The sequence below is a fragment of the Pseudomonas sp. ICMP 561 genome (genome assembly GCF_002699985.1).
Classification (GTDB): domain Bacteria; phylum Pseudomonadota; class Gammaproteobacteria; order Pseudomonadales; family Pseudomonadaceae; genus Aquipseudomonas; species Aquipseudomonas quasicaspiana.
Genome location: NZ_LKBT01000006.1, coordinates 38961 through 64755 on the forward strand (window position 1 = coordinate 38961; position 25795 = coordinate 64755).

At 56.6% G+C, this 25795-nt stretch carries 22 protein-coding genes and 2 tRNA genes; 2 read left to right on the forward strand and 22 right to left on the reverse strand.

Annotation, left to right across the window (positions count from 1 at the left end):
- Window positions 1–88 precede the first annotated feature (88 nt).
- From pnp to rlmE, 15 genes are all read right to left on the reverse strand, one after another.
- Window positions 89–2194, reverse strand: coding sequence for a polyribonucleotide nucleotidyltransferase (pnp, locus tag AO242_RS06385; protein WP_027900330.1), 2106 nt, complete (start codon window positions 2192–2194; stop codon window positions 89–91).
- A gap of 171 nt (window positions 2195–2365) precedes the next feature.
- The gene (gene rpsO / locus AO242_RS06395) at window positions 2366–2635 is read right to left on the reverse strand and encodes a 30S ribosomal protein S15 (protein WP_002555121.1); all 270 of its coding nucleotides are present in this window, start codon (window positions 2633–2635) and stop codon (window positions 2366–2368) included.
- 142 nt (window positions 2636–2777) lie between these two features.
- Window positions 2778–3695, reverse strand: a complete 918-nt coding sequence (gene truB / locus AO242_RS06400; RefSeq protein WP_099268114.1) for a tRNA pseudouridine(55) synthase TruB — start codon at window positions 3693–3695, stop codon at window positions 2778–2780.
- A 3-nt stretch (window positions 3696–3698) separates the two neighbouring features.
- The gene (rbfA, locus tag AO242_RS06405) at window positions 3699–4112 is read right to left on the reverse strand and encodes a 30S ribosome-binding factor RbfA (protein ID WP_027900327.1); all 414 of its coding nucleotides are present in this window, start codon (window positions 4110–4112) and stop codon (window positions 3699–3701) included.
- A 160-nt stretch (window positions 4113–4272) separates the two neighbouring features.
- Entirely contained in the window at window positions 4273–6789 is a 2517-nt protein-coding gene (infB, locus tag AO242_RS06410) for a translation initiation factor IF-2 (protein WP_027900326.1), read from the reverse strand.
- Between the two features lie 27 nt (window positions 6790–6816).
- Entirely contained in the window at window positions 6817–8298 is a 1482-nt protein-coding gene (gene nusA, locus AO242_RS06415) for a transcription termination factor NusA (RefSeq protein WP_027900325.1), read from the reverse strand.
- Between the two features lie 59 nt (window positions 8299–8357).
- Window positions 8358–8816, reverse strand: coding sequence for a ribosome maturation factor RimP (gene rimP, locus AO242_RS06420; RefSeq protein ID WP_027900324.1), 459 nt, complete (start codon window positions 8814–8816; stop codon window positions 8358–8360).
- Between the two features lie 138 nt (window positions 8817–8954).
- Window positions 8955–9031, reverse strand: a tRNA-Met gene (locus AO242_RS06425).
- A 96-nt stretch (window positions 9032–9127) separates the two neighbouring features.
- Window positions 9128–9213: transfer RNA gene (locus AO242_RS06430), tRNA-Leu, on the reverse strand.
- Window positions 9214–9256: 43 nt separating this feature from the next.
- Complete coding sequence (secG, locus tag AO242_RS06435; RefSeq protein WP_027900323.1) at window positions 9257–9637, reverse strand: preprotein translocase subunit SecG; 381 nt, start codon at window positions 9635–9637, stop codon at window positions 9257–9259.
- A 4-nt stretch (window positions 9638–9641) separates the two neighbouring features.
- A complete protein-coding gene (gene tpiA, locus AO242_RS06440) occupies window positions 9642–10397 on the reverse strand; it encodes a triose-phosphate isomerase (protein ID WP_099268115.1) in 756 nt (251 codons plus the stop codon).
- A gap of 66 nt (window positions 10398–10463) precedes the next feature.
- Window positions 10464–11801: a phosphoglucosamine mutase gene (gene glmM / locus AO242_RS06445; RefSeq protein ID WP_049826944.1), complete on the reverse strand. Its 1338-nt coding sequence runs from the start codon at window positions 11799–11801 to the stop codon at window positions 10464–10466.
- Between the two features lie 18 nt (window positions 11802–11819).
- The gene (gene folP / locus AO242_RS06450) at window positions 11820–12671 is read right to left on the reverse strand and encodes a dihydropteroate synthase (RefSeq protein ID WP_099268116.1); all 852 of its coding nucleotides are present in this window, start codon (window positions 12669–12671) and stop codon (window positions 11820–11822) included.
- Window positions 12672–12679: 8 nt separating this feature from the next.
- A complete protein-coding gene (ftsH, locus tag AO242_RS06455; protein WP_027900319.1) occupies window positions 12680–14590 on the reverse strand; it encodes an ATP-dependent zinc metalloprotease FtsH in 1911 nt (636 codons plus the stop codon).
- A 191-nt stretch (window positions 14591–14781) separates the two neighbouring features.
- A complete protein-coding gene (gene rlmE / locus AO242_RS06460; RefSeq protein WP_027900318.1) occupies window positions 14782–15432 on the reverse strand; it encodes a 23S rRNA (uridine(2552)-2'-O)-methyltransferase RlmE in 651 nt (216 codons plus the stop codon).
- Window positions 15433–15536: 104 nt separating this feature from the next.
- Here rlmE and AO242_RS06465 point away from each other — a divergent pair, with 104 nt between their 5' ends.
- Window positions 15537–15845, forward strand: a complete 309-nt coding sequence (locus AO242_RS06465) for a YhbY family RNA-binding protein (RefSeq protein ID WP_027900317.1) — start codon at window positions 15537–15539, stop codon at window positions 15843–15845.
- A gap of 20 nt (window positions 15846–15865) precedes the next feature.
- On the opposite strand, the gene AO242_RS06470 is transcribed toward AO242_RS06465, so the two are convergent.
- Genes AO242_RS06470 through carB form a run of 3 tightly spaced genes read right to left on the reverse strand, consistent with a single transcriptional unit; the run spans window position 15866 to window position 19981 of the window.
- Window positions 15866–16309, reverse strand: a complete 444-nt coding sequence (locus AO242_RS06470; protein ID WP_257153387.1) for an MFS transporter — start codon at window positions 16307–16309, stop codon at window positions 15866–15868.
- The gene (gene greA / locus AO242_RS06475; RefSeq protein WP_099268117.1) at window positions 16287–16763 is read right to left on the reverse strand and encodes a transcription elongation factor GreA; all 477 of its coding nucleotides are present in this window, start codon (window positions 16761–16763) and stop codon (window positions 16287–16289) included. The genes AO242_RS06470 and greA overlap by 23 nt, the downstream gene beginning before the upstream one ends.
- Entirely contained in the window at window positions 16760–19981 is a 3222-nt protein-coding gene (gene carB, locus AO242_RS06480) for a carbamoyl-phosphate synthase large subunit (protein ID WP_099268118.1), read from the reverse strand. Before carB ends, greA begins: the two co-directional genes overlap by 4 nt.
- Here carB and AO242_RS29370 point away from each other — a divergent pair.
- Window positions 19962–20117: a hypothetical protein gene (locus AO242_RS29370; RefSeq protein WP_176560580.1), complete on the forward strand. Its 156-nt coding sequence runs from the start codon at window positions 19962–19964 to the stop codon at window positions 20115–20117. The two genes, carB and AO242_RS29370, sit on opposite strands and share 20 nt — an antisense overlap.
- Here the strand turns inward: AO242_RS29370 and carA are convergent.
- From carA to dnaK, 4 genes are all read right to left on the reverse strand, one after another.
- The gene (carA, locus tag AO242_RS06485) at window positions 20114–21250 is read right to left on the reverse strand and encodes a glutamine-hydrolyzing carbamoyl-phosphate synthase small subunit (RefSeq protein ID WP_099268119.1); all 1137 of its coding nucleotides are present in this window, start codon (window positions 21248–21250) and stop codon (window positions 20114–20116) included. The two genes, AO242_RS29370 and carA, sit on opposite strands and share 4 nt — an antisense overlap.
- A gap of 279 nt (window positions 21251–21529) precedes the next feature.
- Window positions 21530–22333, reverse strand: coding sequence for a 4-hydroxy-tetrahydrodipicolinate reductase (gene dapB, locus AO242_RS06490; protein ID WP_027900312.1), 804 nt, complete (start codon window positions 22331–22333; stop codon window positions 21530–21532).
- Between the two features lie 12 nt (window positions 22334–22345).
- Window positions 22346–23485 (reverse strand): molecular chaperone DnaJ, encoded by a 1140-nt coding sequence (dnaJ, locus tag AO242_RS06495; RefSeq protein WP_027900311.1) that lies wholly within the window; start codon window positions 23483–23485, stop codon window positions 22346–22348.
- A 324-nt stretch (window positions 23486–23809) separates the two neighbouring features.
- Complete coding sequence (gene dnaK / locus AO242_RS06500) at window positions 23810–25729, reverse strand: molecular chaperone DnaK (RefSeq protein ID WP_099268120.1); 1920 nt, start codon at window positions 25727–25729, stop codon at window positions 23810–23812.
- Window positions 25730–25795 lie beyond the last annotated feature (66 nt).

Genomic DNA, 25795 nt, shown 5'->3' on the forward strand with positions numbered 1-25795 from the left:
CTCACAAGAAAGTTCCGTAACTACTTAATTACACACATAAAAAAAGGATCCCGAAGGATCCCTTTTCTGTTACTTGCCGATCGACAGATCAGACGCCCGATGCTTTCGCAGCAGCAACGTCTTTGATCGACAGCTTAATGCGGCCACGGTTGTCGACGTCCAGTACCAGCACTTCGACTTCCTCGCCTTCTTTCAGGATGTCAGTCACTTTCTCAACGCGAGCATCGCTCAGCATGGAGATGTGAACCAGACCGTCCTTGCCAGGCAGGATGTTGACGAATGCGCCGAAGTCGACGATGCGCTCAACCTTGCCCACATAGATCTTGCCGATCTCGGCCTCAGCAGTGATACCCAGAACGCGCTGACGTGCTGCCTCAGCCGCTTCCTTGGTTTCGCCGAAGATCTTGATCGAGCCGTCGTCTTCGATATCGATCGAAGCTTTGGTCTCTTCACAGATCGCACGGATGGTCGCGCCACCTTTACCGATAACATCACGGATTTTGTCGGTATCGATTTTCATCGCGATCATGGTCGGAGCGTTTTCCGACAGCTCGGTACGCGACTGACCAATGATCTGGTTCATCTGACCGAGGATGTTCAGGCGCGCTTCCAGGGCTTGGCCCAGAGCGATTTCCATGATTTCTTCGGTAATGCCTTTGATCTTGATGTCCATCTGCAGCGCGGTAACACCTTTAGCGGTACCGGCTACTTTGAAGTCCATGTCGCCCAGGTGGTCTTCGTCACCCAGGATGTCGGTCAGGATGGCGAACTTCTCGCCTTCTTTAACCAGACCCATGGCGATACCGGCAACAGGTGCCTTCATCGGTACACCAGCATCCATCAGCGCCAGGGAAGCACCGCAAACGGAAGCCATGGAGCTGGAACCGTTGGACTCGGTGATTTCCGAGACGATACGGATGGTGTACGGGAACACGTCAGCGGCAGGCAGCATGGCCTGAACCGAACGGCGAGCCAGACGACCGTGACCGATTTCACGACGACCAGCACCACCCATGCGACCACACTCGCCCACCGAGAACGGAGGGAAGTTGTAGTGCAGCATGAACGGGTCTTTTTTCTCGCCTTCCAGGGTATCGAGCAACTGCGCGTCACGTGCGGTACCCAGAGTGGCAACAACCAGTGCCTGAGTTTCGCCACGGGTGAACAGAGCCGAACCGTGAGTCTTCGGCAGAACACCGACTTCGATGTTCAGCGGACGTACAGTGCGAGTGTCGCGACCGTCGATACGTGGCTTGCCGTTAACGATGTTCTCGCGAACGGTGCGGTATTCGATTTCACCGAAAGCTGCTTTGACTTCGCTGGCAGACGGGCTGCCTTCTTCTACAGCGAGTTTGGCAACGATCTGATCTTTCAGCTCGCCCAGACGCGCGTAACGGTCAGCTTTTACAGTGATGGTGTAAGCCTGAGAAATCGCGTCGCCGAACTCAGCGCGGATAGCGCTCAGCAGCGAAGTGGCTTCAGGCTTCGGCGTCCAGGCCCAGGTAGGCTTGGCAGCTTCGGCGGCCAGTTCTTTAACAGCCTTGATCACCGACTGGAATTCGTCGTGGGCGAACAGTACTGCGCCCAGCATCTGGTCTTCAGTCAGCTCTTTGGCTTCCGATTCAACCATCAGAACGGCTTCTTCGGTACCGGCTACAACCATGTCCAGGCTCGAAGCCTTGAGTTGCTCGTAGGTCGGGTTCAGCAGGTAGCCGGTGCTTTCGTGGAAAGCAACGCGAGCTGCGCCGATCGGGCCATCGAAAGGAATGCCGGAGATTGCCAGAGCAGCCGAAGTACCGATCATCGCAGCGACGTCCGGATCGGTTTTCTTGCTGGTGGAAACGACGGTGCAGACAACCTGCACTTCGTTCATGAAGCCTTCCGGGAAGAGCGGACGGATCGGACGGTCGATCAGACGGGAAGTCAGGGTTTCTTTTTCGGAAGGACGGCCTTCACGCTTGAAGAAGCCACCAGGGATTTTACCTGCAGCGTAGGTTTTTTCCTGGTAGTGCACGGAAAGTGGGAAGAAGCCTTTGCTTGGGTCTGCTGTCTTGGCGCCGACCACAGTCACAAGTACGGTGACGTCGTCGTCAACGGTGACCAATACAGCACCTGAAGCTTGACGGGCAATACGGCCAGTCTCGAGGGTTACGGTCGATTGACCGAATTGAAATTTCTTGATTACCGGGTTCACGGTTTCCTACCTTCTTTGTGGCTCTTGGGGAACTGGTTTCTTGCGAATTCTTGGGCGGTGCGGGGAATCGGCCCCACGACTGTCCAGATACAACTAGAGGCTGGGAGCCTGCCAGCCTTACCGAAAAACGGTAAGACAACGACAGACAACCAACCTCTATCCGAGTCGTTATTAGCGACGCAGACCCAGACGACCGATCAGGGCGCTGTAACGGCTAACGTCCTTACCTTTCAGGTAATCCAGCAGCTTACGACGCTGGTTTACCATACGGATCAGACCACGACGCGAGTGGTGATCTTTACCGTTGGCCTTGAAGTGGCCTTGCAGTTTGTTGATGTTGGCGGTCAGCAGTGCAACTTGCACTTCTGGCGAACCAGTATCACCAACAGCTTGCTGGTAGTCGGTTACGATCTGAGCTTTTTCTTCAACGCTGAGTGCCATGTGGGCAATCCTTTTATCAGGAAACCATTCCGAAGAGCGGTTTCAACAGGCCAAGGGCAAACCCTTGTATTAAAAGATGAGGAATGACCGTGCCTGTTAACAGCCATCCTCTCCCGGATCATTCACATGACCCGAGGTTCGGTCATTCTGACCGAATCAAACGACGTGGCGCGATCCGCCCGTCTTCGCTCACTTCACCGATACCGATGAAGCGACCATTGTGATCCTGCACCCGAACCATGCCGAACTGCGGCGCGTCCGGTGCTCTTACTGGCTGACCATGCAACCAGTAAAACGAACTGTGTTCCGAAAACTGCAATAACGGCCAGTCCTGCAAACCGCTGTCCGATGGCATCAGGAAGCGATCAACCGCTTCGTTACCGCCGTCGGCGTGCACTTGCTCCAACTCTTCCAGGGTGACCGTCTGGGTCAAGCTGAAAGGTCCGGCCTGTGTACGACGCAGTTGCGCGACATAAGCACCGCAACCCAGTTTCTCACCAATGTCTTCTACCAGGGTACGTATATATGTACCTTTGCTGCAATCGACCGAGAAGCGTGCAGTGTCTGCATCACTTTCGAGCAATTCCAGGCGCGCAATAGTAACAGAACGCGGTTCGCGCTCCACTACTTCCCCGGCACGAGCGAGCTTGTAGAGCGGCTGCCCGTCACGCTTGAGCGCAGAGTACATCGGTGGTATCTGGCTGATTTCACCGCGAAATTGCGGCAAAACCGCCTCGATATCGGCACGACCAACGGTCACCGGACGCGTCTGTAAAACATCACCTTCGGCATCGCCGGTAGTCGTGGTTTTACCTAACTGCGCCAGGGTTTCGTAGGACTTGTCTGAATCGAGCAGGTATTGCGAGAACTTGGTGGCTTCACCAAAGCACAATGGCAGGACGCCACTGGCCAAAGGGTCGAGGCTGCCGGTGTGGCCGGCTTTCTCGGCATTGAGCAACCAACGCACCTTTTGCAAAGCCGCGTTGGAAGTGAAGCCCAGCGGTTTGTCGAGCAGGATGATCCCGCTGACGTTACGACGAATGCGCTTGACCTGAGCCACGCCTTATTCCTCGTTGCTTGCTGGCTTGGTGCTTTGCGGCGCGTCACCGGCATGCTGGCCGTCTTCGGCAACTGCACGTTCGATCAGGGCCGACAGGTGCGCACCACGCACGACGCTTTCGTCGTAGTGGAAGTGCAACTGAGGCACGCTGCGCAGTTTCATTTCACGGGCCAACTGCATCCGCAGGAAGCCTGCAGCGGAGTTCAACACCTTGATGGTCTGCGAAATTTCTTCTGCGCTGTCCTGCCCCATGACGGTCATGAAAATCTTGGCGTGACCCACGTCGCGGCTGACATCAACCGCAGTGATGGTGACCAGACCGACACGCGGGTCCTTGATTTCGCGACGGATCAGTTGAGCCAGCTCACGCTGCATCTGATCGCCAATGCGTTGGGTACGGCTATATTCTTTTGCCATGTTTTGCTACCTGATACTGACCGGGGGCGAAACCCTCGCGGTCTGAAAGCGGCAAACGCCCGGCCTGACAGATGTCGGACCGGGCGTTGCGTGTTGAGCCCATGACAGGGTCTGCGGCATTTGCATGCGAAGACCTGCCATGGCTCCTATAGCTCGCGACTTAGAGGCTGCGAGCCACTTGGACCTTCTCGAAGACTTCGATCTTGTCACCGACTTTGACGTCGTTGTAGCTCTTGACGCCGATACCGCACTCCATGCCGGCACGAACTTCGGAAGCGTCATCCTTGAAGCGACGCAGGGATTCCAGCTCGCCTTCGAAGATAACGATGTCTTCACGCAGTACGCGAATCGGACGGTTACGGAAGACAACGCCCTCAATGACCATGCAACCAGCAATCGCGCCAAACTTCGGCGAACGGAACACGTCACGCACTTCGGCAATACCCAGGATATTTTCTCGAACATCGCTGCCAAGCATACCGGTAAGGGCTTTCTTGACGTCTTCGATGATGTCGTAGATCACGTTGTAGTAACGCATATCCAGACCTTCCTGCTCGACGATCTTGCGAGCGCCAGCATCGGCACGCACGTTGAAACCGAACAGTACAGCGTTGGAAGCCAGCGCCAGGTTAGCGTCGCTCTCGGTGATACCACCGACACCGCCGCCGACTACGCGCACTTGCACTTCGTCGTTACCCAGGCCGTTCAATGCGCCCTGCAGAGCTTCCAGGGAACCACGGACATCAGATTTGAGGACGATGTTAAGCGTCTTCTTCTCTTCCTGCCCCATGTTCTCGAAGATGTTCTCCAGCTTGCCAGCGTGAGCACGGGCCAGTTTGACTTCGCGGAACTTGCCTTGACGGAACAGAGCCACTTCACGGGCTTTCTTCTCGTCAGCCACTACGCTCATCTCGTCGCCAGCGTCCGGTGTACCGTCCAGGCCGAGAATCTCGACCGGAATGGATGGACCTGCTTCCTTGATTGGCTTGCCGTTCTCGTCGAGCATGGCGCGAACACGGCCATAGTTCGAACCGACCAGGACCATGTCGCCCTGACGCAGCGTACCGTCCTGAACCAGAACAGTAGCAACTGGACCACGGCCCTTGTCGAGACGGGACTCAACAACAACACCACGGCCAGGAGCCGACGGAGTTGCAGTCAGTTCCAGAACTTCAGCCTGCAGCAGTACCGCTTCGAGCAGCTCGTCAACACCGGTACCCATCTTCGCGGAGACCGAAACGAACGGTGTTTCACCGCCCCACTCTTCGGACGTCACGCCGTGAACCGACAGTTCACTGCGGATGCGGTCCAGGTCAGCGCCCGGCTTGTCGATCTTGTTCACTGCAACTACCAGCGGAACACCGGCAGCCTTGGCGTGTTGCACGGCTTCGATGGTCTGTGGCATCACGCCATCGTCAGCAGCAACGACCAGAATCACGATGTCAGTCGCCTTGGCACCACGAGCACGCATTGCGGTAAACGCAGCGTGACCCGGGGTGTCGAGGAACGTGACCATGCCGCGTTCGGTTTCAACGTGGTAAGCACCGATGTGCTGGGTAATACCACCGGCTTCGCCAGCAGCAACCTTGGCACGACGGATATAGTCGAGCAGGGAAGTCTTACCGTGGTCAACGTGGCCCATTACGGTCACAACCGGAGCACGGGAGAACGTCTCACCTTCGAACTTCAGCGATTCTGCCAGGGAATCTTCCAGGGCGGTGTCGCTGACCAGGGTCACTTTGTGGCCCAGTTCTTCAGCAACCAGTTGGGCAGTTTCCTGATCCAGAACCTGGTTGATGGTGGCTGGGGTGCCCAGCTTGAACATGAACTTGATGATCTCAGCTGCCTTGACCGACATTTGTTGTGCCAGGTCGCCGACAGAGATGGTCTCACCGATTTTCACGTCACGAACCAGAGGACCGGTTGGGCTCTGGAAGCCGTGAGCGTTACGCTTCTTCAGCTTGGCCTTGCCACGACCACCACGACGGAAGCCATCGCTTTCTTCGTCAGTGGTACGCGGTGCAACGCGTGGCGCTGGCGCTTTCTCTTTAACAGAGGCGCGATGCGGGGCGTTCTTGCGATCGCCGTCACCACCACGAGCGTTGCGATCATCGCTGCGCGGTTTGTCCGGGCGACGCTGTTCATCACGCTTGCGCACTTCGGCAACCGGTGCCGGAGCAGGTGCAGCAGGTGCTTCCTGAACAGGCTGGGCAACCGGAGCTGGCGCAGCTACGGCTTCAGAGGCAGCAGGTGCTGGCGCTGAAGGCTGATTACGCGCTTCTTCTTCGGCGCGGCGCTTGGCTTCTTCTTCAGCCTTCTGACGAGCAGCATTTTCTACGGCGCGACGCTCATCAAGCTCGCGCTTGCGCTCGGCCTCGATTTCTTCCGGGCTGCGCTGCACGAATACTTTCTTCTTGCGTACTTCAACGCTGATGCTTTTGCTGCCAGCAACACGCAGGGTGCTGGTGGTTTTACGCTGCAGCGTGATCTTGCGTGGTTCTTCCACTTTCGCCTTGTGACTGCTTTTCAAGTGAGTCAGCAAAGATTGCTTCTCACTGTCAGTCACCTTTTCTTCGGCGGCGGTGTGCGGCAGACCTGCCTCACGCATCTGCTGCAACAGGCGCTCTACCGGTGTTTTGACCTCATCGGCCAGTTGTTTCACCGTGACTTGCGTCATGCACTTCTCTCCTCAGGCCGCGCCTAATTACTCGAACCAGTGGGCTCGGGCGGCCATGATCAACTTGCCGGCACGAATATCATCAATGCCGTCGATGTCGAGCAGATCGTCAATAGACTGCTCGGCCAGGTCTTCGCGGGTAATTACGCCGCGCACCGCCAGTTCCATCGCCAAATCCTTGTCCATACCCTCAAGCGAGAGCAGGTCTTCGGCCGGATGGGCGTCTGCCAGCTTTTCCTCTGTAGCGATGGCTTTGGTCAACAAACGATCCTTGGCCCGAGCACGAAGCTCGTTGACGGTTTCCTCGTCAAAGCCGTCGATGTTGAGCATCTCCTCCACCGGTACATAGGCAATCTCTTCCAGGCTGGTGAAGCCTTCATCTACCAGCACTTGCGCCAGGTCTTCGTCGACTTCCAGCTCGTCGATGAAGTTGCGCAGGATGTCGCCGGTTTCTGCTTGCTGCTTGGCCTGGATGTCCGATTCGGTCATTACGTTCAGGGTCCAACCGGTCAGTTGACTGGCCAGACGCACGTTCTGACCGCCACGACCAATGGCCTGAGCCAGGTTGTCGGCACCGACCGCGATGTCCATTGCATGGGCGTCTTCATCTACGATGATTGCCGCCACTTCAGCCGGGGACATCGCGTTGATGACGAATTGAGCCGGATTGTCATCCCACAGGACGATATCCACTCGTTCGCCACCCAGTTCGCCCGAAACAGCCTGAACTCGCGAACCACGCATGCCAATACAGGCACCTTGCGGGTCGATTCGTTTGTCCTTGGAGCGAACAGCGATTTTTGCACGTGAACCCGGGTCACGAGAGGCAGCCATCACCTCAATCAGACCTTCAGCGATTTCCGGCACTTCAATGCGGAAAAGCTCAATCAGCATCTCTGGCGCTGTACGCGACAGAATCAGCTGCGGGCCACGGTTTTCGGTGCGAATTTCCTTCAGCAGAGCCCTTAGACGGACACCTACACGGAAGGTTTCGCGGGAAATAATGTCTTCACGAGCCAGCAGCGCTTCGGCATTGTTGCCCAGGTCAACGATAACGTTGTCACGGGTAACTTTCTTGACAGTGCCGGAGATGATTTCGCCCAGTCGTTCACGATAGGCGTCAACCACTTGCGCACGCTCGGCTTCGCGAACTTTCTGCACAATAACTTGCTTGGCAGTCTGCGCGGCGATACGGCCGAACTCGATGGATTCGATTTTTTCTTCGATCAGGTCACCGGCTACGGCACCTGGTCTTTTCTCTTGAGCCTGATCGACAGCCAGCTCGTACGCTGGATCGTCAAGATCTTCATCTTCGACTACTGTCCAGCGACGGAACGTCTCGTAGTTACCCGTCTGACGGTTGATCTCTACACGCAGCTCAACTTCATCTTCAAAACGTTTTTTTGTCGCGGTGGCCAGGGCCAACTCAAGCGCTTCAAAAATCACATCTGCCGGAACGCCCTTTTCATTGGACACCGACTCAACAACCAGCAGTACTTCTTTGCTCATCGTACGCCTCGCCTTTCGCAAGCCATTGGATCCGCGGGATCCGCAGTATTTGGCACGTATCAGTCAAACGTGGGAATAATGTTGGCCTTGTCGATCATATCGATCGGCAACAGAAACTCGTGGTCTTCTACCTGCACCACAACGTCCTGCTCTTCTACACCACGCAGAAGGCCCTGAAAGTTGCGTCTTCCTTCGAAAGGCGAACGCAGCTTGATCTTCACTTGTTCACCGGCAAATTTTGCGAACTGCTCAATAGTGAACAGTGGGCGTTCCATGCCAGGCGAGGAAACTTCAAGGGTGTATTCAACGGAGATCGGATCTTCAACATCAAGAACACCGCTGATTTGACGGCTCACGATGGCGCAATCGTCCACCAGCACACCGCCCTCTTTATCGATATAAACGCGCAACATTGAGTGGCGACCTTGAGCCGAAAACTCAATACCCCAGCATTCATAGCCCAGGGCCACGACCACCGGGGCCAGCAAGGCCTGCAACTCTTCTAGCTTGCTCGACACCTGAACCCCCTCGTGCATGTATGTGCATGCTATGCAAAATAAAAAAATGGGCGAAACGCCCATCCTTGAAACGCCGTCGAACAGCGGCGTTGAAAGTGTCCAGCTAACAAAAAGCCCCTTAAAAGGGGCTCCTTAAACTGGTTGCGGGGGCCGGATTTGAACCGACGACCTTCGGGTTATGAGCCCGACGAGCTACCAGACTGCTCCACCCCGCGACAAAGCTGGGGCGGAAGTATACGACCGATCCCTTGCAGGGTCAATGTAACCTTCCACCTACAAGAAAGCCCGCAACAGCGGGCTCTCCTGATAATTGGTACCGAGAAGGGGACTCGAACCCCTACACCCTATGGGCACAACCACCTCAAGGTTGCGTGTCTACCAATTCCACCACCTCGGCAATACATCTTTGGCAGCCTCGAACATCACTGCCTGTTGAAACCTTACTTCTGCTCGGGAGCTTGAGGTACGTCAGCTGGAACAACCGCTGGCTTTTGCCCTTCGAGCACCGGAACATCATCTGCTGCCGGTTTTTGCTTCACTTCCATTACCGCTGGATCTGGCAAACCTTCCTGAGTCAGCTCATGAGCTTTCTCTTTAGCAAAGTAACCTAACCCCAAGCTGGTTATGAAAAAAGCTGCGGCGAGTATACCAGTAAACTTACTAAGAAAGGTAGAGGAACCTTGGCTTCCGAAGACAGTATTTGATGCACCTGCTCCGAAAGACGCGCCAGCGTCCGCACCCTTACCCTGCTGCAGCAGAACCAGGACAACAACGCCCAGAGCGGCCAACAGATGAAAAACGACTACGACTGTTTCCAGCATTTTTTCAGTTTCCCGCGGCGCGAATAATCGCACCGAACTCAGCTGCATTCAGGGAGGCACCACCAATGAGCCCCCCATCGATATCCGGCATGCCGAACAGTTCGACCGCATTGGCCGCCTTCACGCTGCCGCCATAAAGAAGTCGCACGCCTTGTGCGACCTCAGCATTCTCTTTCGCCAACTGTGCACGAATAGCTGCGTGCACGTCCTGCGCCTGTTGAGGCGAAGCGGTCAGCCCGGTGCCGATGGCCCAGACTGGCTCGTAAGCGATTACTGCACTCACGAGAGCATTGACGCCCAGCGCTACGATGATGCTGTCGAGCTGCTGCCCGACCACTTCAAGCGTTTTGCCAGCTTCACGCTCTTCGAGGGTTTCGCCGATACACAGCACCGGCGTAAGGCCGCTTGCCTGAGCTGCAGCGAACTTGCGAATCAGCACATCATCACTCTCGCCCATAATCTGGCGACGCTCCGAGTGACCGACAAGTACCAGCTTGCAACCTGCATCAGCCAATTGACTCGACGAAACTTCGCCGGTCAAGGCACCCTGCCCTGCTTCATGCGCACAGTTCTGCGCACCCACAGAAATTGATTTGCCCTGCAAACCTTCAACCACCAGGCTTACGTGCAGGCTCGACGGAAACACCGCCACATCAACACCGCTTGGGAGGACCTGCTCTGCAAGGCCCTCGATCAGCTCAGCGACGCTGGCGCGGGTACCGTGCATCTTCCAGTTACCAGCTACCATAGGGCGACGCATGCTGTACCTCGTCGGTCAAAGTGGGCGCAGATGTTACCCAACACTTTCAACACTGGCAAGCCGAAATCAGGCGCAAACTTCAGCAACCAGTTTTGCGAGCTCATCGGCGTAACCGCGAACCTGTACTTCGTCCTCGCCTTCAACCATCACGCGGACCAGTGGCTCGGTCCCGGACTTGCGCAGCAACACGCGACCGCGACCCTCCATGGCTGCCGTTACTCGGTCGCAAGCCTCTTTGACAGCGGGGTGCGTGACCGGATCAACACCGCCCGAAAACCGAACGTTGACCAATACTTGTGGGCACTTGCGAAGCGCCTGACGCGACTGCGCAAGGCTTTCTCCGTTGCGACGCAGCGCAAGCAGAACCTGCAGCGCTGCAATAATTGCGTCCCCGGTAGTGGTGTGCTGGAAGCAGACGACGTGACCGGAGTTCTCACCACCGATCTGCCAATTGCGCTCCAGAAGCTCGGCAATCACATAACGATCACCCACGTTCGCGCGAACAAACGGGATATCCAGATCAGCCAGAGCCAGCTCAAGCCCCAGATTGCTCATCAGCGTACCCACGACGCCACCTTGCAGGCGGCCACGCGCATGGAGATCACGGGCAATGATGAACAACAACTCGTCCCCATCAACAACAGCGCCCGTGTGATCAACCATCAAGACGCGGTCGCCATCACCATCGAAACCAATGCCGAGGTCTGCATGCTCGGCGAGCACGGCTGCCTGCAACGCACCCATGTGCGTGGAGCCACAGTCTTCATTGATGTTCAGGCCATTGGGCTGAGCAGACAAAACGGTCACTTGAGCGCCCAGCTCACGGAAGACGTTTGGCGCCACCTTGTACGTCGCGCCATGGGCGCAGTCGACCACCAGCTTGAGGCCGGCAAAATCGGTGCTGGTCGGCACGCTGCTTTTACAGAATTCGATATAACGGCCCGCAGCGTCATTGATACGCGAAACCTTGCCCAGCTTTTCCGACTCAACGACGGTCATCGGCGCATCGAGCAACTCCTCGATCATCAACTCGATTTCGTCGGGCAATTTGGTGCCCTGACCCGAGAAGAACTTGATGCCGTTATCGTAGTGAGGGTTATGCGAAGCGCTGATCACGATGCCGGCTTCCGCATGGAAAGTGCGCGTCAGGTAAGCGATGGCAGGCGTAGGCATTGGCCCCAACAACATCACATCAGCGCCAGCGGCAGACAGACCCGCCTCAAGCGCCGACTCGAACATATACCCGGAGATTCGCGTGTCCTTGCCTACCAGAATTCGGCAGGCGCCGAGACGTCGAAACGCCATGCCTGCTGCCCAACCGAGTTTCAGCATGAATTCGGGAGTAATAGGGAATTGCCCCACTCGACCACGAATGCCGTCGGTTCCGAAATATTTCTTGGTAATCATGGATGCTCCGTATTCTTATTGCGCCGCTTCAACCGCGGCAATCATCCGCACGACATCGACCGTTTCGGCCACATCATGCACACGTAGAATTCTTGCGCCCTTGGTCATCGCCAACGCGGCGAGAGCAAGACCACCAAACAGACGTTCGCCGACCGGACGCCCCAACGCTCCGCCAATCATGCTCTTGCGCGAGACGCCAACCAATAGCGGACGGCCCAGCAGATGCAATTCCTGCATATGCTTGAACAGGCTCAGATTGTGATCGAGGCTTTTGGCAAAACCAAAACCCGGATCCAGAATGATGCGCTCTTCAGCAATACCCGCAACACCACACTGATCCATCCGTTCGCGCAAAAACGCACCGACTTCAGCGACCAGATCGTCATAACGAGGATCATCCTGCATATCGCCAGGCTCGCCACGCATGTGCATCAGGCACACAGGGAGCCCGGTCGCAGCCGCCGCATCCAGCGCACCGTCACGACGCAATGAACGAACGTCATTGATCAAACCTGCACCCAGCCGAGCGGTTTCACGAATGACAGCAGGCGTGGAGGTGTCAACCGAGATGATAACGTCCAGCTCACGATTCAGCGCCTCCACGACAGGGGCCACGCGCTCGAGCTCTTCAGTGGGCGATACCGCACGCGCACCCGGACGAGTTGATTCCCCGCCGACATCAATCAGCGTGGCACCCGCAGCAACCATCGCTTCGGCATGCCGCAGGGCGGCATCGAGATGGGTGTAGCGACCGCCATCGGAGAAGGAATCAGGAGTTGCATTGAGAATGCCCATAACATGCGTACGGGACAAATCAAGAACCCGGTTGCCGCAAGGCAACCGGGTCGGGTACAGCACAGGATTCATGTCAGGCCTTAGTGTTCAGCAGCAGGACCACCGATCGGGGCTTCCGGACGAACATCCGGAGGTGTTACCGGAGTACCAGGAGTACCCGAACCACCTTCCCAATCGCGCGGTTCGCGCGGAGTACGGCCAGCCATAATATCGTCGATCTGCTCAGCATCAATCGTTTCATACTTCATCAACGCATCTGCCATCGCGTCGAGCTTCTCACGATTGTCGGTGAGGATCTGTTTGGCGGTGCCGTAGCACTGATCGATGATGCTGCGAACTTCGGAGTCGATCAAGCGCGAGGTATCAGCCGACAAACCACTGCTTGAGCCACCGCCGCCACGACCCAGGTAGCCCTGGTCTTCGTCTTCACCGTACAGCAGAGGACCCAGCTTCTCGGACAGACCCCACTTGGTCACCATGTTCCGGGCAATCTGACTGGCCCGCATGATGTCGTTGGAAGCGCCAGTGGTAACACCGTCAAACCCAAGGGTCATCTCTTCAGCGATTCGACCGCCATACAACGAGCAGATCTGACTGATCAAAGCACGCTTGGACAGGCTGTAACGATCTTCCTCAGGGAGGAACATGGTGACACCCAGCGCACGACCACGAGGGATGATCGACACTTTGTAAACCGGATCATGCTCTGGCACCACACGACCCACGATTGCGTGACCCGCTTCGTGATACGCCGTGTTGCGTTTCTCTTTCTCGGACATGACCATGGATTTGCGCTCAGCGCCCATCATGATCTTGTCTTTAGCGAGCTCAAACTCTTTCATCTCAACGATGCGCTTACCAGTACGGGCAGCGAACAGCGATGCTTCGTTGACCAGGTTGGCAAGGTCGGCACCAGAGAAGCCAGGCGTACCACGGGCGATAACACCCGCGTTGACGTCGTCGCCCATCGGCACTTTGCGCATGTGAACCTTGAGGATCTGCTCACGGCCACGGATGTCGGGCAAGCCCACCACAACCTGGCGGTCGAAACGACCTGGACGCAGCAAAGCCGGGTCCAGTACGTCAGGACGGTTGGTCGCGGCGATGACGATGATGCCGTCATTCATTTCGAAACCATCCATCTCGACCAGCAACTGGTTAAGAGTCTGCTCACGCTCATCATGACCACCGCCCATGCCAGCACCACGATGACGACCTACAGCGTCGATTTCGTCGATGAAGATGATGCAAGGAGCGTGTTTCTTGGCCTGTTCGAACATGTCGCGAACGCGGCTTGCGCCGACACCCACGAACATTTCAACGAAGTCAGAACCGGAAATAGTGAAAAACGGGACCTTCGCTTCGCCCGCAATGGCCTTGGCCAGCAAGGTTTTACCGGTACCCGGTGGACCCACCATCAGTACGCCGCGAGGAATCCGGCCACCCAGACGCTGGAACTTGCCCGGATCACGGAGGAACTCAACCAGCTCGCCCACTTCTTCCTTGGCTTCATCACAACCCGCGACGTCGGCCAATGTCGTCTTGACCTGATCTTCAGAGAGAAGGCGCGCCTTGCTCTTGCCGAAGCTCATCGGACCGCCCTTGCCTCCCGCACCACCTTGCATCTGGCGCATGAAGAACATGAAGACAGCGATGATCACGAGAATCGGGAAGCTGGCTACCAGCAACTGAGTCCAGATGCTTTGCTGCTCAGGCTGCTTGCCCTCAACAACCACGTTGTTGTTGACCAGATCGCCGATCAGGCCATTGTCCTGAATAGCCGGACGAATGGTCTTGAAGGAGTCGCCATCAGTACGTTTGCCCGTAATGACGTAGCCATCCACTGCAACTTTCTCGACCTTGCCATCCTTCACCTGCTGGATGAACTCGGAATAGTTGAGGGTCTGCGGCTCGTTAGGGCTGGAGAAGTTGTTCATCACCGTCACAAGGACAGCCGCGATGATCAACCACAGGATCAAATTCTTTGCCATATCGTTCAATTAGCTACCCTCTGAAGCAAGCTCCACGCAGAGCGTGCCTCGCATGATATTCACCGGCCTAACTTACTACAGAACCCGCAGATGTGGCAGGCACCGTCTGTAACCCTTTGTGAAACTTTGACTACACGATGCTCGGTGATGCTGCATCGACAAGGCCATTTAAAAAAATCTATCGCTGCGCCTCAAAGGCGCTCAACGCTTGCCGACCCTTCAATTCCGCGGAAACCACGCCCCAGCAAATACTGCTCGCGGGAACGATCACGCGATGAAGAAGGCTTGCGCATCTGAACCTTGTCGAACAGCTTGCGGATGTCCTTGTGGTACATGTCAAAGCCTTCTCCTTGGAAAACCTTGATCAGAAAATCACCACCCGGCCGCAAAACACGCCCTGCAAGATCGAGTGCCAACTCGCAAAGAAACATTGCGCGCGGCATATCGACAGCGCTCAATCCACTCATATTGGGGGCCATATCGGAAATCACAAGGTCTACCTGTGTATTACCGACCGCTTCCAGAATTTGCGCCAGCACTGCATCTTCAGTGAAATCCCCTTGAATAAAGGTGACATCAGGGATGCTGTCCATCTCCAGAATATCTGACGCAATCAACCGACCTTGACCACCAATCAGACGACTGGTCACTTGCGACCAGCCTCCGGGGGCCGCGCCCAGGTCAATTACGGTCATGCCTGGACGGATGATTTTGTCCTTTTCCTGAATCTCGAGCAGCTTGTAGCTGGCGCGCGAACGATAGCCGTCCTTTTGCGCCATTTTGACGTATTTGTCGTCGAAGTGTTCTTTGAGCCAGTTATGGCTTGTCTTGGAACGGGCCACGGGGCACCTCAAAAATAATCGAGTCGTGATTAAGTGGGCGGTCCCGGACTCGCTCGGGTAAACTGGCCGCCGCTTTTTACAAGATCAGACGCAGAGGTCAGATTATGCCGCTCACTCAAGAGCAGAAGAAACAGTACAAATCCATTGGCCACCACCTGAAACCGGTATTGATCGTGGCTGACAATGGTTTGACCGAAGGTGTGCTCGCCGAACTGGAGCGCGCACTGAGCGATCACGAGCTGATCAAGATCAAACTCAACATCCTGGATCGCGAAAGCCGCCTTCAAGCCATTGCCGAACTGTGCAAGGCCGGATCCGCGGATCTTGTACAGGTCATCGGCAAGATGGCGCTGATCTACCGCAAGAACCCAAAGGTAAACAAGCAGCTCTCAAACGTCCACCGCGCAGTTTGATGCAAACAGCCAGGGCCGCGTCAGCGCGCCCTGGTGCTGCTTCCCGGTGCAGGTTGCAAAACCAGCAGCAAGCCGGACACTCCCAACACCAGATAACTCATCAACTGCCAGCTCACTGCACCCGGCAAACAGAGCCGCACGCTGAAATAGCTGACTGCCGACAGTATGGCGACGAACAATAACTGTCCGCGCACATCCCGCCAGATACCTGCAAACCGCTCAACACCCAGCAACACTGCCATCTGCAGGGATGCACATGACGCTGCACCCCCCACCAGCAACGCACCGGACTGACCGGCAAGCTCCTTGATCAACAACGGCGCCAGACCGATTTGGTCCAGCACCGTCAGCATAGCCAGATGCAGCAAGATCATGCCGCCCACCCAAAACGTCTGGGCAAGCTGCCAGATCAATGCGCCCGCCGAAAACGGGCGAATTGCCTCAAACGTGGCGGACTTCAACAATCTCGTACTCAATAATGCCACCCGGTGTTTTCACGGCCACCACGTCACCCTCTTCCTTGGCAATCAAGGCGCGGGCCAATGGTGAACCTACCGAAATCTTGCCGAGTTTGAAGTCAGCCTCATCCTCACCCACGATGTGGTAAGTAACGCGCTCATCGGTCTCGACGTTGGCGATTTCCACGGTAGTGCCGAAAATCACTTTGCCGGTATGCGGGATGGTTGTGACATCGATGATGACCTGATTCTGAATCCGGCCTTCAATGTCACGAATCCGCGCTTCAACCATACCCTGCTGCTCACGAGCAGCGTGGTACTCAGCGTTTTCCTTCAGGTCACCCAGCTCACGCGCAGTACCAATGTCCTGGCTGAGCTTCGGGCGAACCACCTTGGTCAGGTGAGCGTGTTCTTCTTCCAGGGCTTTCGCGCCCTGGACAGTCATTGGATATTTGATCATGCCTTCAATCCTGCATGTAGATCCTGCAAGCGACGCACGGTCTTTTCCGGACCGAATTTCAGCGCTTCGCAGATGGCTTCGCCCGCAGCAATCGTGGTGGTGCAGTAGATTTTGTGCTGCAGGGCATTACGACGGATGGAGTAGGAATCAGCGATCGACTGACGACCCTCGGTCGTGTTGATGATCAGCGTCACTTCATCATTCTTGATCATGTCGACAACGTGCGGACGGCCTTCGGTCACCTTGTTGACGCGACGAACCTTGAGGCCCGCCGCTTCAATCAGCTTGGCGGTACCGGCAGTGGCGACGATTTCGAAACCAAGGCTGATCAGATCACGCGCAACGCCAGCCACCAACGGCTTATCGTCGTCACGCACGCTGATAAAAGCAGTGCCGCCAGTCGGCAATACTTCGCTGGCACCCATCTGGGCTTTGGCGAATGCTTCACCAAACGTATCACCTACGCCCATCACTTCACCGGTCGACTTCATCTCTGGGCCGAGGATCGGGTCAACGCCAGGGAATTTGGCGAATGGGAATACCGCCTCTTTCACGCTGTAGAAGTTCGGGATGATTTCTTTGGTGAAGTTCAGCTCTTTCAGGGTTTTGCCAGCCATGACGCGAGCCGCGATCATTGCCAGGGAAACACCGATGCACTTGGAAACGAACGGCACGGTACGCGAGGCACGCGGGTTCACTTCGATCACGTAGATGTCTTCGCCCTGCAACGCCAGCTGCACGTTCATCAGGCCAACTACGCCCAGCTCCAGCGCCATCTTCTTCACCTGCTCGCGCATCTCGTCCTGGATATGAGCCGGGAGCGAGTACGGAGGCAGGGAGCAAGCCGAGTCACCAGAGTGAACACCCGCCTGCTCAATGTGCTGCATGATCGCGCCGATCACCACGTCAGTACCGTCGCAGACTGCATCGACGTCCATTTCAATGGCGCAATTCAGGAAGTGATCCAGCAGCACCGGGCTGTCGTTGGACACTTGCACCGCTTCACGCAGGTAACGCTTGAGTTCGTCTTCCTGATAAACGATTTCCATGGCACGGCCGCCCAGTACGTAGGACGGACGAACAACCAGCGGATAACCGATTTTTGCAGCTGCGCGAATCGCTTCGTCTTCGCTACGCACGGTGGCGTTAGGCGGCTGACGCAGGTTCAGGCGCTCAACCATTTGCTGGAAGCGCTCACGGTCTTCAGCACGATCGATAGCGTCCGGGCTGGTGCCGATGATTGGCACACCGGCCGCTTCCAGAGCGCGAGCCAGTTTCAGAGGCGTCTGACCGCCGTACTGCACGATCACGCCTTTAGGCTTCTCGACACGGACGATTTCCAGCACGTCTTCCAGGGTTACCGGTTCGAAGTACAGGCGATCAGAAGTGTCGTAGTCAGTGGATACGGTTTCCGGGTTGCAGTTGACCATGATGGTCTCGTACCCGTCTTCGCGCAGGGCGAGGGCCGCATGCACACAGCAGTAGTCGAACTCGATACCCTGGCCGATACGGTTAGGACCGCCACCCAGGATCATGATCTTGTCGCGACCGGTCGGCGCTGCTTCGCACTCTTCTTCGTACGTCGAGTACAGGTAGGCGGTGTCAGTGGCGAACTCGGCTGCGCAGGTGTCAACGCGCTTGTAGACCGGGAATATTTCCAGCTTGTGACGATGAGTACGCAGGTTCTTCTCGGTCACACCCAGCAGCTTGGCCAGACGCGCATCGGAGAAGCCTTTACGCTTGAGGCGGAACATCAGGTTGCGGTCGATAGCCGACAGACCCAGGGTCTTGACCTTCTCTTCTTCCTTGATCAGATCTTCGATCTGCACCAGGAACCACGGATCGATCATGTTCATGGCGAAGATTTCTTCGACCGTCATGCCCGCGCGGAAGGCATCAGCCACGTACCAGATACGCTCGGCGCCCGGCACGGTCAGCTCACGCTTGAGGGTGCTCATGCTTTCCGGGTTGCTCAGGTCCAGCTTTGGATCTAGACCGCACACACCCACTTCCAGACCGCGCAATGCTTTCTGGAGGGATTCCTGGAAGGTCCGGCCGATTGCCATGACTTCACCGACCGACTTCATCTGCGTGGTCAGGCGGGCGTCAGCCTTGGAGAACTTCTCGAAGGCGAAGCGTGGCAGCTTGGTCACAACGTAGTCGATCGAAGGCTCGAAAGACGCCGGAGTCTTGCCGCCGGTGATTTCGTTTTGCAGTTCGTCGAGGGTGTAACCGATAGCCAGTTTGGCGGCGACGCGAGCGATCGGGAAACCGGTCGCTTTCGAAGCCAGTGCCGAGGAACGCGATACACGCGGGTTCATCTCGATCACAACCATGCGGCCAGTGTCCGGGCAGATGCCGAACTGAACGTTGGAACCACCGGTCTCCACACCAATTTCACGCAGAACCGCCAAGGAGGCGTTACGCATGATCTGGTATTCCTTGTCAGTCAGCGTCTGCGCTGGCGCAACAGTGATCGAGTCGCCGGTGTGAACGCCCATCGGGTCAAAGTTTTCGATGGAGCAGACGATGATGCAGTTGTCCTTTTTGTCGCGGACAACTTCCATTTCATATTCTTTCCAGCCGATCAGCGATTCGTCGATCAGCAGTTCCTTGGTTGGCGACAGGTCCAGACCACGGGTGCAGATCTCTTCGAACTCTTCGCGGTTGTACGCGATACCGCCACCGGTACCGCCCATGGTGAACGAAGGACGGATGATGCACGGGAAGCCCAGCTTCTCGAGCACGGCATTGGCTTCTTCCATGGTGTGGGCAATACCCGAACGCGGGCAGTCCAGACCGATGGATTTCATGGCCTTGTCGAAACGCGAACGGTCTTCAGCCTTGTCGATGGTGTCGGCGTTTGCACCGATCATCTCGACGCCGAACTTCGCCAGAACGCCTTCGCGCTCCAGGTCCAGTGCGCAGTTCAGAGCGGTTTGACCACCCATGGTTGGCAGCACGGCGTCTGGACGTTCTTTTTCGATGATCTTGGCAACGGTCTGCCATTTGATCGGCTCGATGTAAGTCGCGTCGGCCATCGCCGGGTCGGTCATGATGGTCGCTGGGTTGGAGTTCACCAGGATGACGCGGTAACCCTCTTCGCGCAGAGCCTTACAGGCCTGGGCGCCGGAGTAGTCGAATTCACAGGCCTGACCGATCACGATAGGACCGGCGCCGAGAATCAGGATGCTTTTAATGTCTGTACGTTTTGGCATGGGTTTGTCACTCAAATCCGTAGGTCAGTCGGCAAGCCGTCTTGAACTTCTTTGCAACCACCGGGCGGTCTTCGCCGGACGTTTCATCCAGGTCCAGCCCGGCGCTGCGCGTCACATTCTCAAGGCAACCGTTTAGCGTCGCTTGGCCATGGTTTCGATGAAGCGATCAAACAGCGGAGCAACGTCCGCCGGGCCCGGGCTTGCTTCAGGGTGACCCTGGAAGCTGAACGCGTCTTTGTCGGTACGCTCGATGCCTTGCAGGCTGCCGTCGAACAGCGACTTGTGGATCGCACGAACGTTGGCAGGCAGTGTTGCTTCATCCACCGCAAAACCGTGGTTCTGGCTGGTGATCATCACAACGCCGGTGTCCAGATCCTGTACCGGGTGGTTGGCACCGTGGTGGCCGTGACCCATCTTCACCGTCTTGGCACCGGACGCCAGCGCCAGCAGTTGGTGGCCCAGGCAGATACCGAATACCGGAATGTCGGTTTCCAGCACTTCCTTGATCGCCTGGATGGCGTAGTCGCACGGCTCAGGATCGCCAGGGCCGTTGGACAGGAAGACACCATCAGGCTTGTAGGCAAGCACTTCACTGGCAGGCGTTTGAGCCGGAACGACGGTTACGCGGCAGCCGCGCTCGACCAGCATACGCAGGATGTTGACCTTGACGCCGTAGTCATAGGCCACGACGTGGTATGGCAATTCAGATGCGGCAATTTCAGGGCAGCTGTCGGTCTTCAAGGACCAGACGCTGGAGCGCCACTCGTAAGATTCCTTGACGCTGACAACTTTCGCCAGGTCCATGCCTTTCAGGCCCGGGAAGCCGCGCGCTGCAGCGATGGCCGCTTCTTCGGAAATGTTGTCACCGGCCATGATGCAGCCGTTCTGTGCACCTTTCTCACGCAGAATGCGGGTCAGGCGACGGGTGTCGATCCCTGCGATTGCCACAACGTTGTTGGCTTTCAGGTAATCATCCAGTGACATCTTGTTGCGCCAGTTGCTGGCAACCAGTGGCAGATCACGAATCACCAGACCAGCAGACCAGACGCGATCCGACTCGGCGTCTTCAGGGGTGGTGCCGGTGTTACCGATATGCGGGTAAGTCAGAGTAACGATTTGCTGGGCATAGGAAGGATCGGTAAGGATTTCCTGATAGCCTGTCATGGCAGTGTTAAACACTACCTCGCCAACGGTTTGACCGTCGGCTCCAATGGCTTCGCCGCGAAAAATGCTGCCATCAGCAAGGGCGAGTATGGCTGGCTTAGTCAAGAAGACCTCCCGTAAGTAAAGCCTGAAAGGGCATTCGCAGGTTGCAAAAAAGCGGAATGACGTAGTTACGTCACCCCGCTTTCTTATAGAATCATCTGCGCGCTTTTAGTGGACACACTAAAGCTGTAGCTTACAGAAAAAGGCTTTTTTGGTCTACCGCCAATGAGGCGAAAAGACGGGGGAATGCGACAGAAGTTCCCGAGGAAGGATAAAACAGAGGCGCAAACCCTGAATCTCAGGGCTGCGCCTCTGCTGTAGCGATCAATCAGTAACGATCAATCAATGCAGATCGAGCACGTCCTGCATGTCGTATAGACCCGCCTCACGCCCCTCAAGCCACATGGCAGCCCTGACTGCGCCCTTGGCGAACGTCATGCGACTGGAAGCCTTGTGCGTGATCTCGACCCGCTCGCCTTCAGAGGCAAACAGGACGGTGTGATCACCCACGACGTCACCCGCGCGAATCGTCGCGAAACCAATGGTCTGGCGATCACGGGCACCGGTCTGACCTTCACGGCCGTAGACAGCAACCTTTTCCAGATCACGACCCAGCGCATTGGCAACCACTTCACCCAGGCGCAACGCAGTACCGGACGGCGCATCGACCTTGTGGCGGTGATGCGCCTCGATGATTTCGATGTCGACATCATCACCCAATACGCGAGCAGCGGTGTCGAGCAGCTTCAGGCACAGATTCAGGCCAACGCTAAAATTGGCGGCGAAAACGATCGGAATCTCTTTACCCGCCTCGGCGATGCGCTGCTTTTCTTCAGCCGTGAAGCCCGTGGTACCGATGATCATGGCCTTGCCGGCCTTGCGGCAGAACGCCAGATTCTTCAGGGTCACCGAAGGGTGCGTGAAGTCGATCAGCACGTCGAACTCATCAGCCACTTTGGCCAGATCACCCGATAGAGGAACACCAATACGACCCAGAGCAGCCAGTTCGCCGGCGTCAGCACCCACCAGCGTGCTATCAGGACGATCAATCGCCGCCGTCAAGCCAGCGCCCGGCGCTTGCTGAACAGCTTCGATCAGAATTTTACCCATGCGCCCGGCGGCGCCCATCACAGCAATACGTCGCATGTCCTGCTCCCGTTACAAGTCGCCGAAGAAACGCTTCACGCCGTCAAACCAGCCAGTGGCTTTCGGGGAGTGAGAGCTATCGCCTTCAAGCGTTGAGCGGAACTCTTCGAGCAGTTCACGCTGACGACGGCCCAGGTTGACCGGAGTCTCGACAGCTACACGGCACATCAAGTCACCCGCACCGCCGCCACGCACCGGAGCCACACCTTTACCACGCAAGCGGAACTGCTTGCCGGTCTGGGTACCCTCAGGAATCTTCAGTTTGACGCGGCCATCCAGCGTTGGCACCTCCAGCTCACCGCCCAGTGCGGCATCGGTGAAGCTGATTGGCACTTCGCAGAACAGATGCTTGCCGTCACGCTGGAAGATCGCGTGCTCGCGCACATTGATCACCACGTACAGGTCGCCCGTAGGCCCACCTTGCGTACCTGCTTCACCTTCGCCGGAAAGACGAATGCGATCACCGGTATCAACCCCAGGCGGTACTTTCACAGCGAGGGTCTTGTACTCTTCGACACGGCCTTCGCCATGGCAGGAGTCGCACGGATCGGAAATGATCTTGCCGTTGCCGTGGCAACGCGGGCAGGTCTGCTGCACCGAGAAGAAACCTTGCTGCATGCGAACCTGGCCGATACCGCCACAGGTTGGGCAGGTAACAGGCGAGGAACCTTTCTTGGCACCCGAACCATCACACGGTTTGCAGTTGACCAGCGTCGGAACCCGGATATTCACCGAGGTACCGCGCACAGCTTCCTCAAGGTTCAGCTCGAGGGTGTAACGCAGATCGCTACCGCGCTGAGCGCCGCCACGACCACCGCCACCGCCGCGGCCACCACCGAAGAAGTCGCTGAATACATCGCCGAAAATGTCGGAGAAGTTCGCACCGCCAGCCCCGCCACCGCCGAAACCGCCGCCACCCATGCTTGGGTCGACGCCAGCATGACCGTACTGGTCGTAAGCCGCGCGCTTGCTGGCGTCAGACAGGACTTCATAGGCCTCGTTGGCCTCTTTGAAGAGTTCTTCCGACGCTTTATCGTCAGGATTGCGATCAGGGTGATGCTTCATCGCCAGACGACGATAAGCTTTCTTCAGATCAGCCTCGCTGGAGCCTCGCTCCACCCCCAATACTTCGTAATAGTCACGCTTAGCCATAAATTCTTCCGCACTCTTGAGGACGTCCGGCAAAACCCTCCTGAGTTTTGCCAAACTCGTTGAGCCCCATACAGGCCCGGACCCAACTCACGTCAATTCAACGATCCTGGTCTTCATTTCACCGGTCAGGCTGACCGGGAAAGCGGCAGAACAAGCCGCATGCAGGAGCATGACGACCTTGCCACACCGGCTTGCGGTAAATACCGCAGGCCGAAAAAATTTCGTCTGTTCCAGACACGCCAACGCGGGAGCAAGCTCCCGCGCGGCGACATCCTACCAGCGACCGCCCGAAAACGGTCAACTGGCTTACAAGTGAGCCTGCGCTTACTTGTTGTCTTTAACTTCTTCAAACTCTGCATCAACAACGTCGTCAGCAGGCTTGGCGTCTTCCTTCGCAGCCTGAGCACCGGCTTCCGGTTGCTCTGCCTGCTCGGCGTACATTTTCTGAGCCACTGGAGCGGAAACCTTCGACAGTTCTTCGACTTTGGCGTCGATGGCAGCCTTGTCATCGCCTTTGATAGCGGTTTCCAGAGCAACCAGCGCAGCTTCGATCGCTGTTTTTTCTTCAGCGGTCACTTTGTCGCCAGCATCGGAGATCATTTTGCGAGTCGAGTGAACCAATGCATCGCCCTGGTTACGCGCGGTCGCCAGCTCTTCGAACTTGCGGTCTTCTTCAGTGTTGGCTTCAGCATCACGGATCATTTGCTGAATTTCTTCGTCCGACAGACCGGAGTTAGCCTTGATCACGATCGATTGCTGCTTGCCGGTCGCCTTGTCTTTGGCGCCTACGTGCAGGATGCCGTTGGCGTCGATGTCGAAGGTCACTTCGATCTGTGGAACGCCACGTGGTGCTGGTGGAATCTCAGCGAGGTCGAACTTGCCCAGAGACTTGTTCTGACCAGCCTGCTTACGCTCACCTTGCAGCACGTGAATGGTCACGGCGTTCTGGTTGTCGTCGGCAGTGGAGAACACTTGCGATTTCTTGGTAGGAATCGTGGTGTTCTTGTCGATCAGCGCGGTCATTACGCCGCCCATGGTTTCGATACCCAAGGTCAGCGGGCTAACGTCCAGCAGCAGAACGTCTTTAACATCACCGGCCAATACTGCGCCCTGGATAGCGGCACCCATGGCAACTGCTTCGTCCGGGTTAACATCTTTACGAGCTTCTTTGCCGAAGAACTCGGTAACTTTCTGCTGCACCAACGGCATACGAGTCTGGCCACCGACCAGAATCACGTCGTTGATTGCGCTGATGTCGATACCGGAGTCTTTCAACGCGATACGGCAAGGCTCGATGGTGCGCTGAACCAGGTCTTCAACCAGCGATTCCAGCTTGGCGCGCGAGATTTTCACGTTCAAGTGCTTTGGACCGGTCGCGTCTGCAGTGATGTACGGCAGGTTAACGTCGGTCGAATTGCTCGAAGACAGCTCGATCTTGGCTTTCTCAGCGGCTTCTTTCAGACGCTGCATGGCCAGCGGATCACCTTTGAGGTTCATGCCGCTTTCTTTCTTGAATTCGTCAACGAGGTAGTCGATCAGACGAATGTCGAAGTCTTCACCACCCAGGAACGTGTCACCGTTGGTTGCCAGCACTTCGAACTGGTGCTCGCCATCAACTTCAGCAATTTCGATAACCGAAACGTCGAAAGTACCGCCACCCAGGTCATAAACGATGACAGTGTGGTCGCCCTTCGCTTTGTCCATGCCGTAAGCCAGAGCGGCTGCGGTCGGTTCGTTGATGATACGTTTTACGTCCAGACCGGCAATACGACCGGCGTCTTTGGTCGCCTGACGCTGACTGTCGTTGAAGTAAGCGGGAACGGTGATCACCGCCTCGGTCACTGCTTCGCCCAGATAGTCTTCAGCGGTTTTCTTCATCTTCTTCAGGATTTCAGCAGAAATCTGAGGAGGCGACATTTTCTTGCCGTTGACTTCAACCCACGCATCGCCATTGTCAGCTTTGGCGATTTTGTAAGGGACCATCTGAATGTCTTTCTGAACGACTTCTTCTTCGAACTTACGACCGATCAGACGCTTTACCGCGTACAGCGTGTTGTGCGGATTGGTCACAGCCTGACGCTTGGCCGACTGACCGACGAGGATTTCGCCGTCGTTGGCATAAGCAATGATCGAAGGCGTGGTACGAGCGCCTTCGGCGTTCTCCAGAACCTTGACGCTGCCGTTTTCCAGAATGGAGACGCAAGAGTTGGTGGTCCCCAGGTCAATACCGATAATTCTGCCCATCTGTGAATCTCCCGAAATTTTGAATTTGGTTGCCGCAACTGCGTTTACAAATTGCGGTAGCTCTTA

What these genes read in the sequence shown, in the direction of transcription:
- AO242_RS29370 (WP_176560580.1), top strand. Translation starts at nt 19,962, where the DNA reads ATGTCTGTACGTTTTGGCATGGGTTTGTCACTCAAATCCGTAGGTCAG.
- infB (WP_027900326.1), bottom strand. Translation starts at nt 6,789, where the DNA reads ATGACGCAAGTCACGGTGAAACAACTGGCCGATGAGGTCAAAACACCG.
- dnaJ (WP_027900311.1), bottom strand. Translation starts at nt 23,485, where the DNA reads ATGGCTAAGCGTGACTATTACGAAGTATTGGGGGTGGAGCGAGGCTCC.
- secG (WP_027900323.1), bottom strand. Translation starts at nt 9,637, where the DNA reads ATGCTGGAAACAGTCGTAGTCGTTTTTCATCTGTTGGCCGCTCTGGGC.
- folP (WP_099268116.1), bottom strand. Translation starts at nt 12,671, where the DNA reads ATGAATCCTGTGCTGTACCCGACCCGGTTGCCTTGCGGCAACCGGGTT.
- dnaK (WP_099268120.1), bottom strand. Translation starts at nt 25,729, where the DNA reads ATGGGCAGAATTATCGGTATTGACCTGGGGACCACCAACTCTTGCGTC.
- carB (WP_099268118.1), bottom strand. Translation starts at nt 19,981, where the DNA reads ATGCCAAAACGTACAGACATTAAAAGCATCCTGATTCTCGGCGCCGGT.
- greA (WP_099268117.1), bottom strand. Translation starts at nt 16,763, where the DNA reads ATGATCAAATATCCAATGACTGTCCAGGGCGCGAAAGCCCTGGAAGAA.
- rbfA (WP_027900327.1), bottom strand. Translation starts at nt 4,112, where the DNA reads ATGGCAAAAGAATATAGCCGTACCCAACGCATTGGCGATCAGATGCAG.
- ftsH (WP_027900319.1), bottom strand. Translation starts at nt 14,590, where the DNA reads ATGGCAAAGAATTTGATCCTGTGGTTGATCATCGCGGCTGTCCTTGTG.
- nusA (WP_027900325.1), bottom strand. Translation starts at nt 8,298, where the DNA reads ATGAGCAAAGAAGTACTGCTGGTTGTTGAGTCGGTGTCCAATGAAAAG.
- rpsO (WP_002555121.1), bottom strand. Translation starts at nt 2,635, where the DNA reads ATGGCACTCAGCGTTGAAGAAAAAGCTCAGATCGTAACCGACTACCAG.
- tpiA (WP_099268115.1), bottom strand. Translation starts at nt 10,397, where the DNA reads ATGCGTCGCCCTATGGTAGCTGGTAACTGGAAGATGCACGGTACCCGC.
- AO242_RS06465 (WP_027900317.1), top strand. Translation starts at nt 15,537, where the DNA reads ATGCCGCTCACTCAAGAGCAGAAGAAACAGTACAAATCCATTGGCCAC.
- dapB (WP_027900312.1), bottom strand. Translation starts at nt 22,333, where the DNA reads ATGCGACGTATTGCTGTGATGGGCGCCGCCGGGCGCATGGGTAAAATT.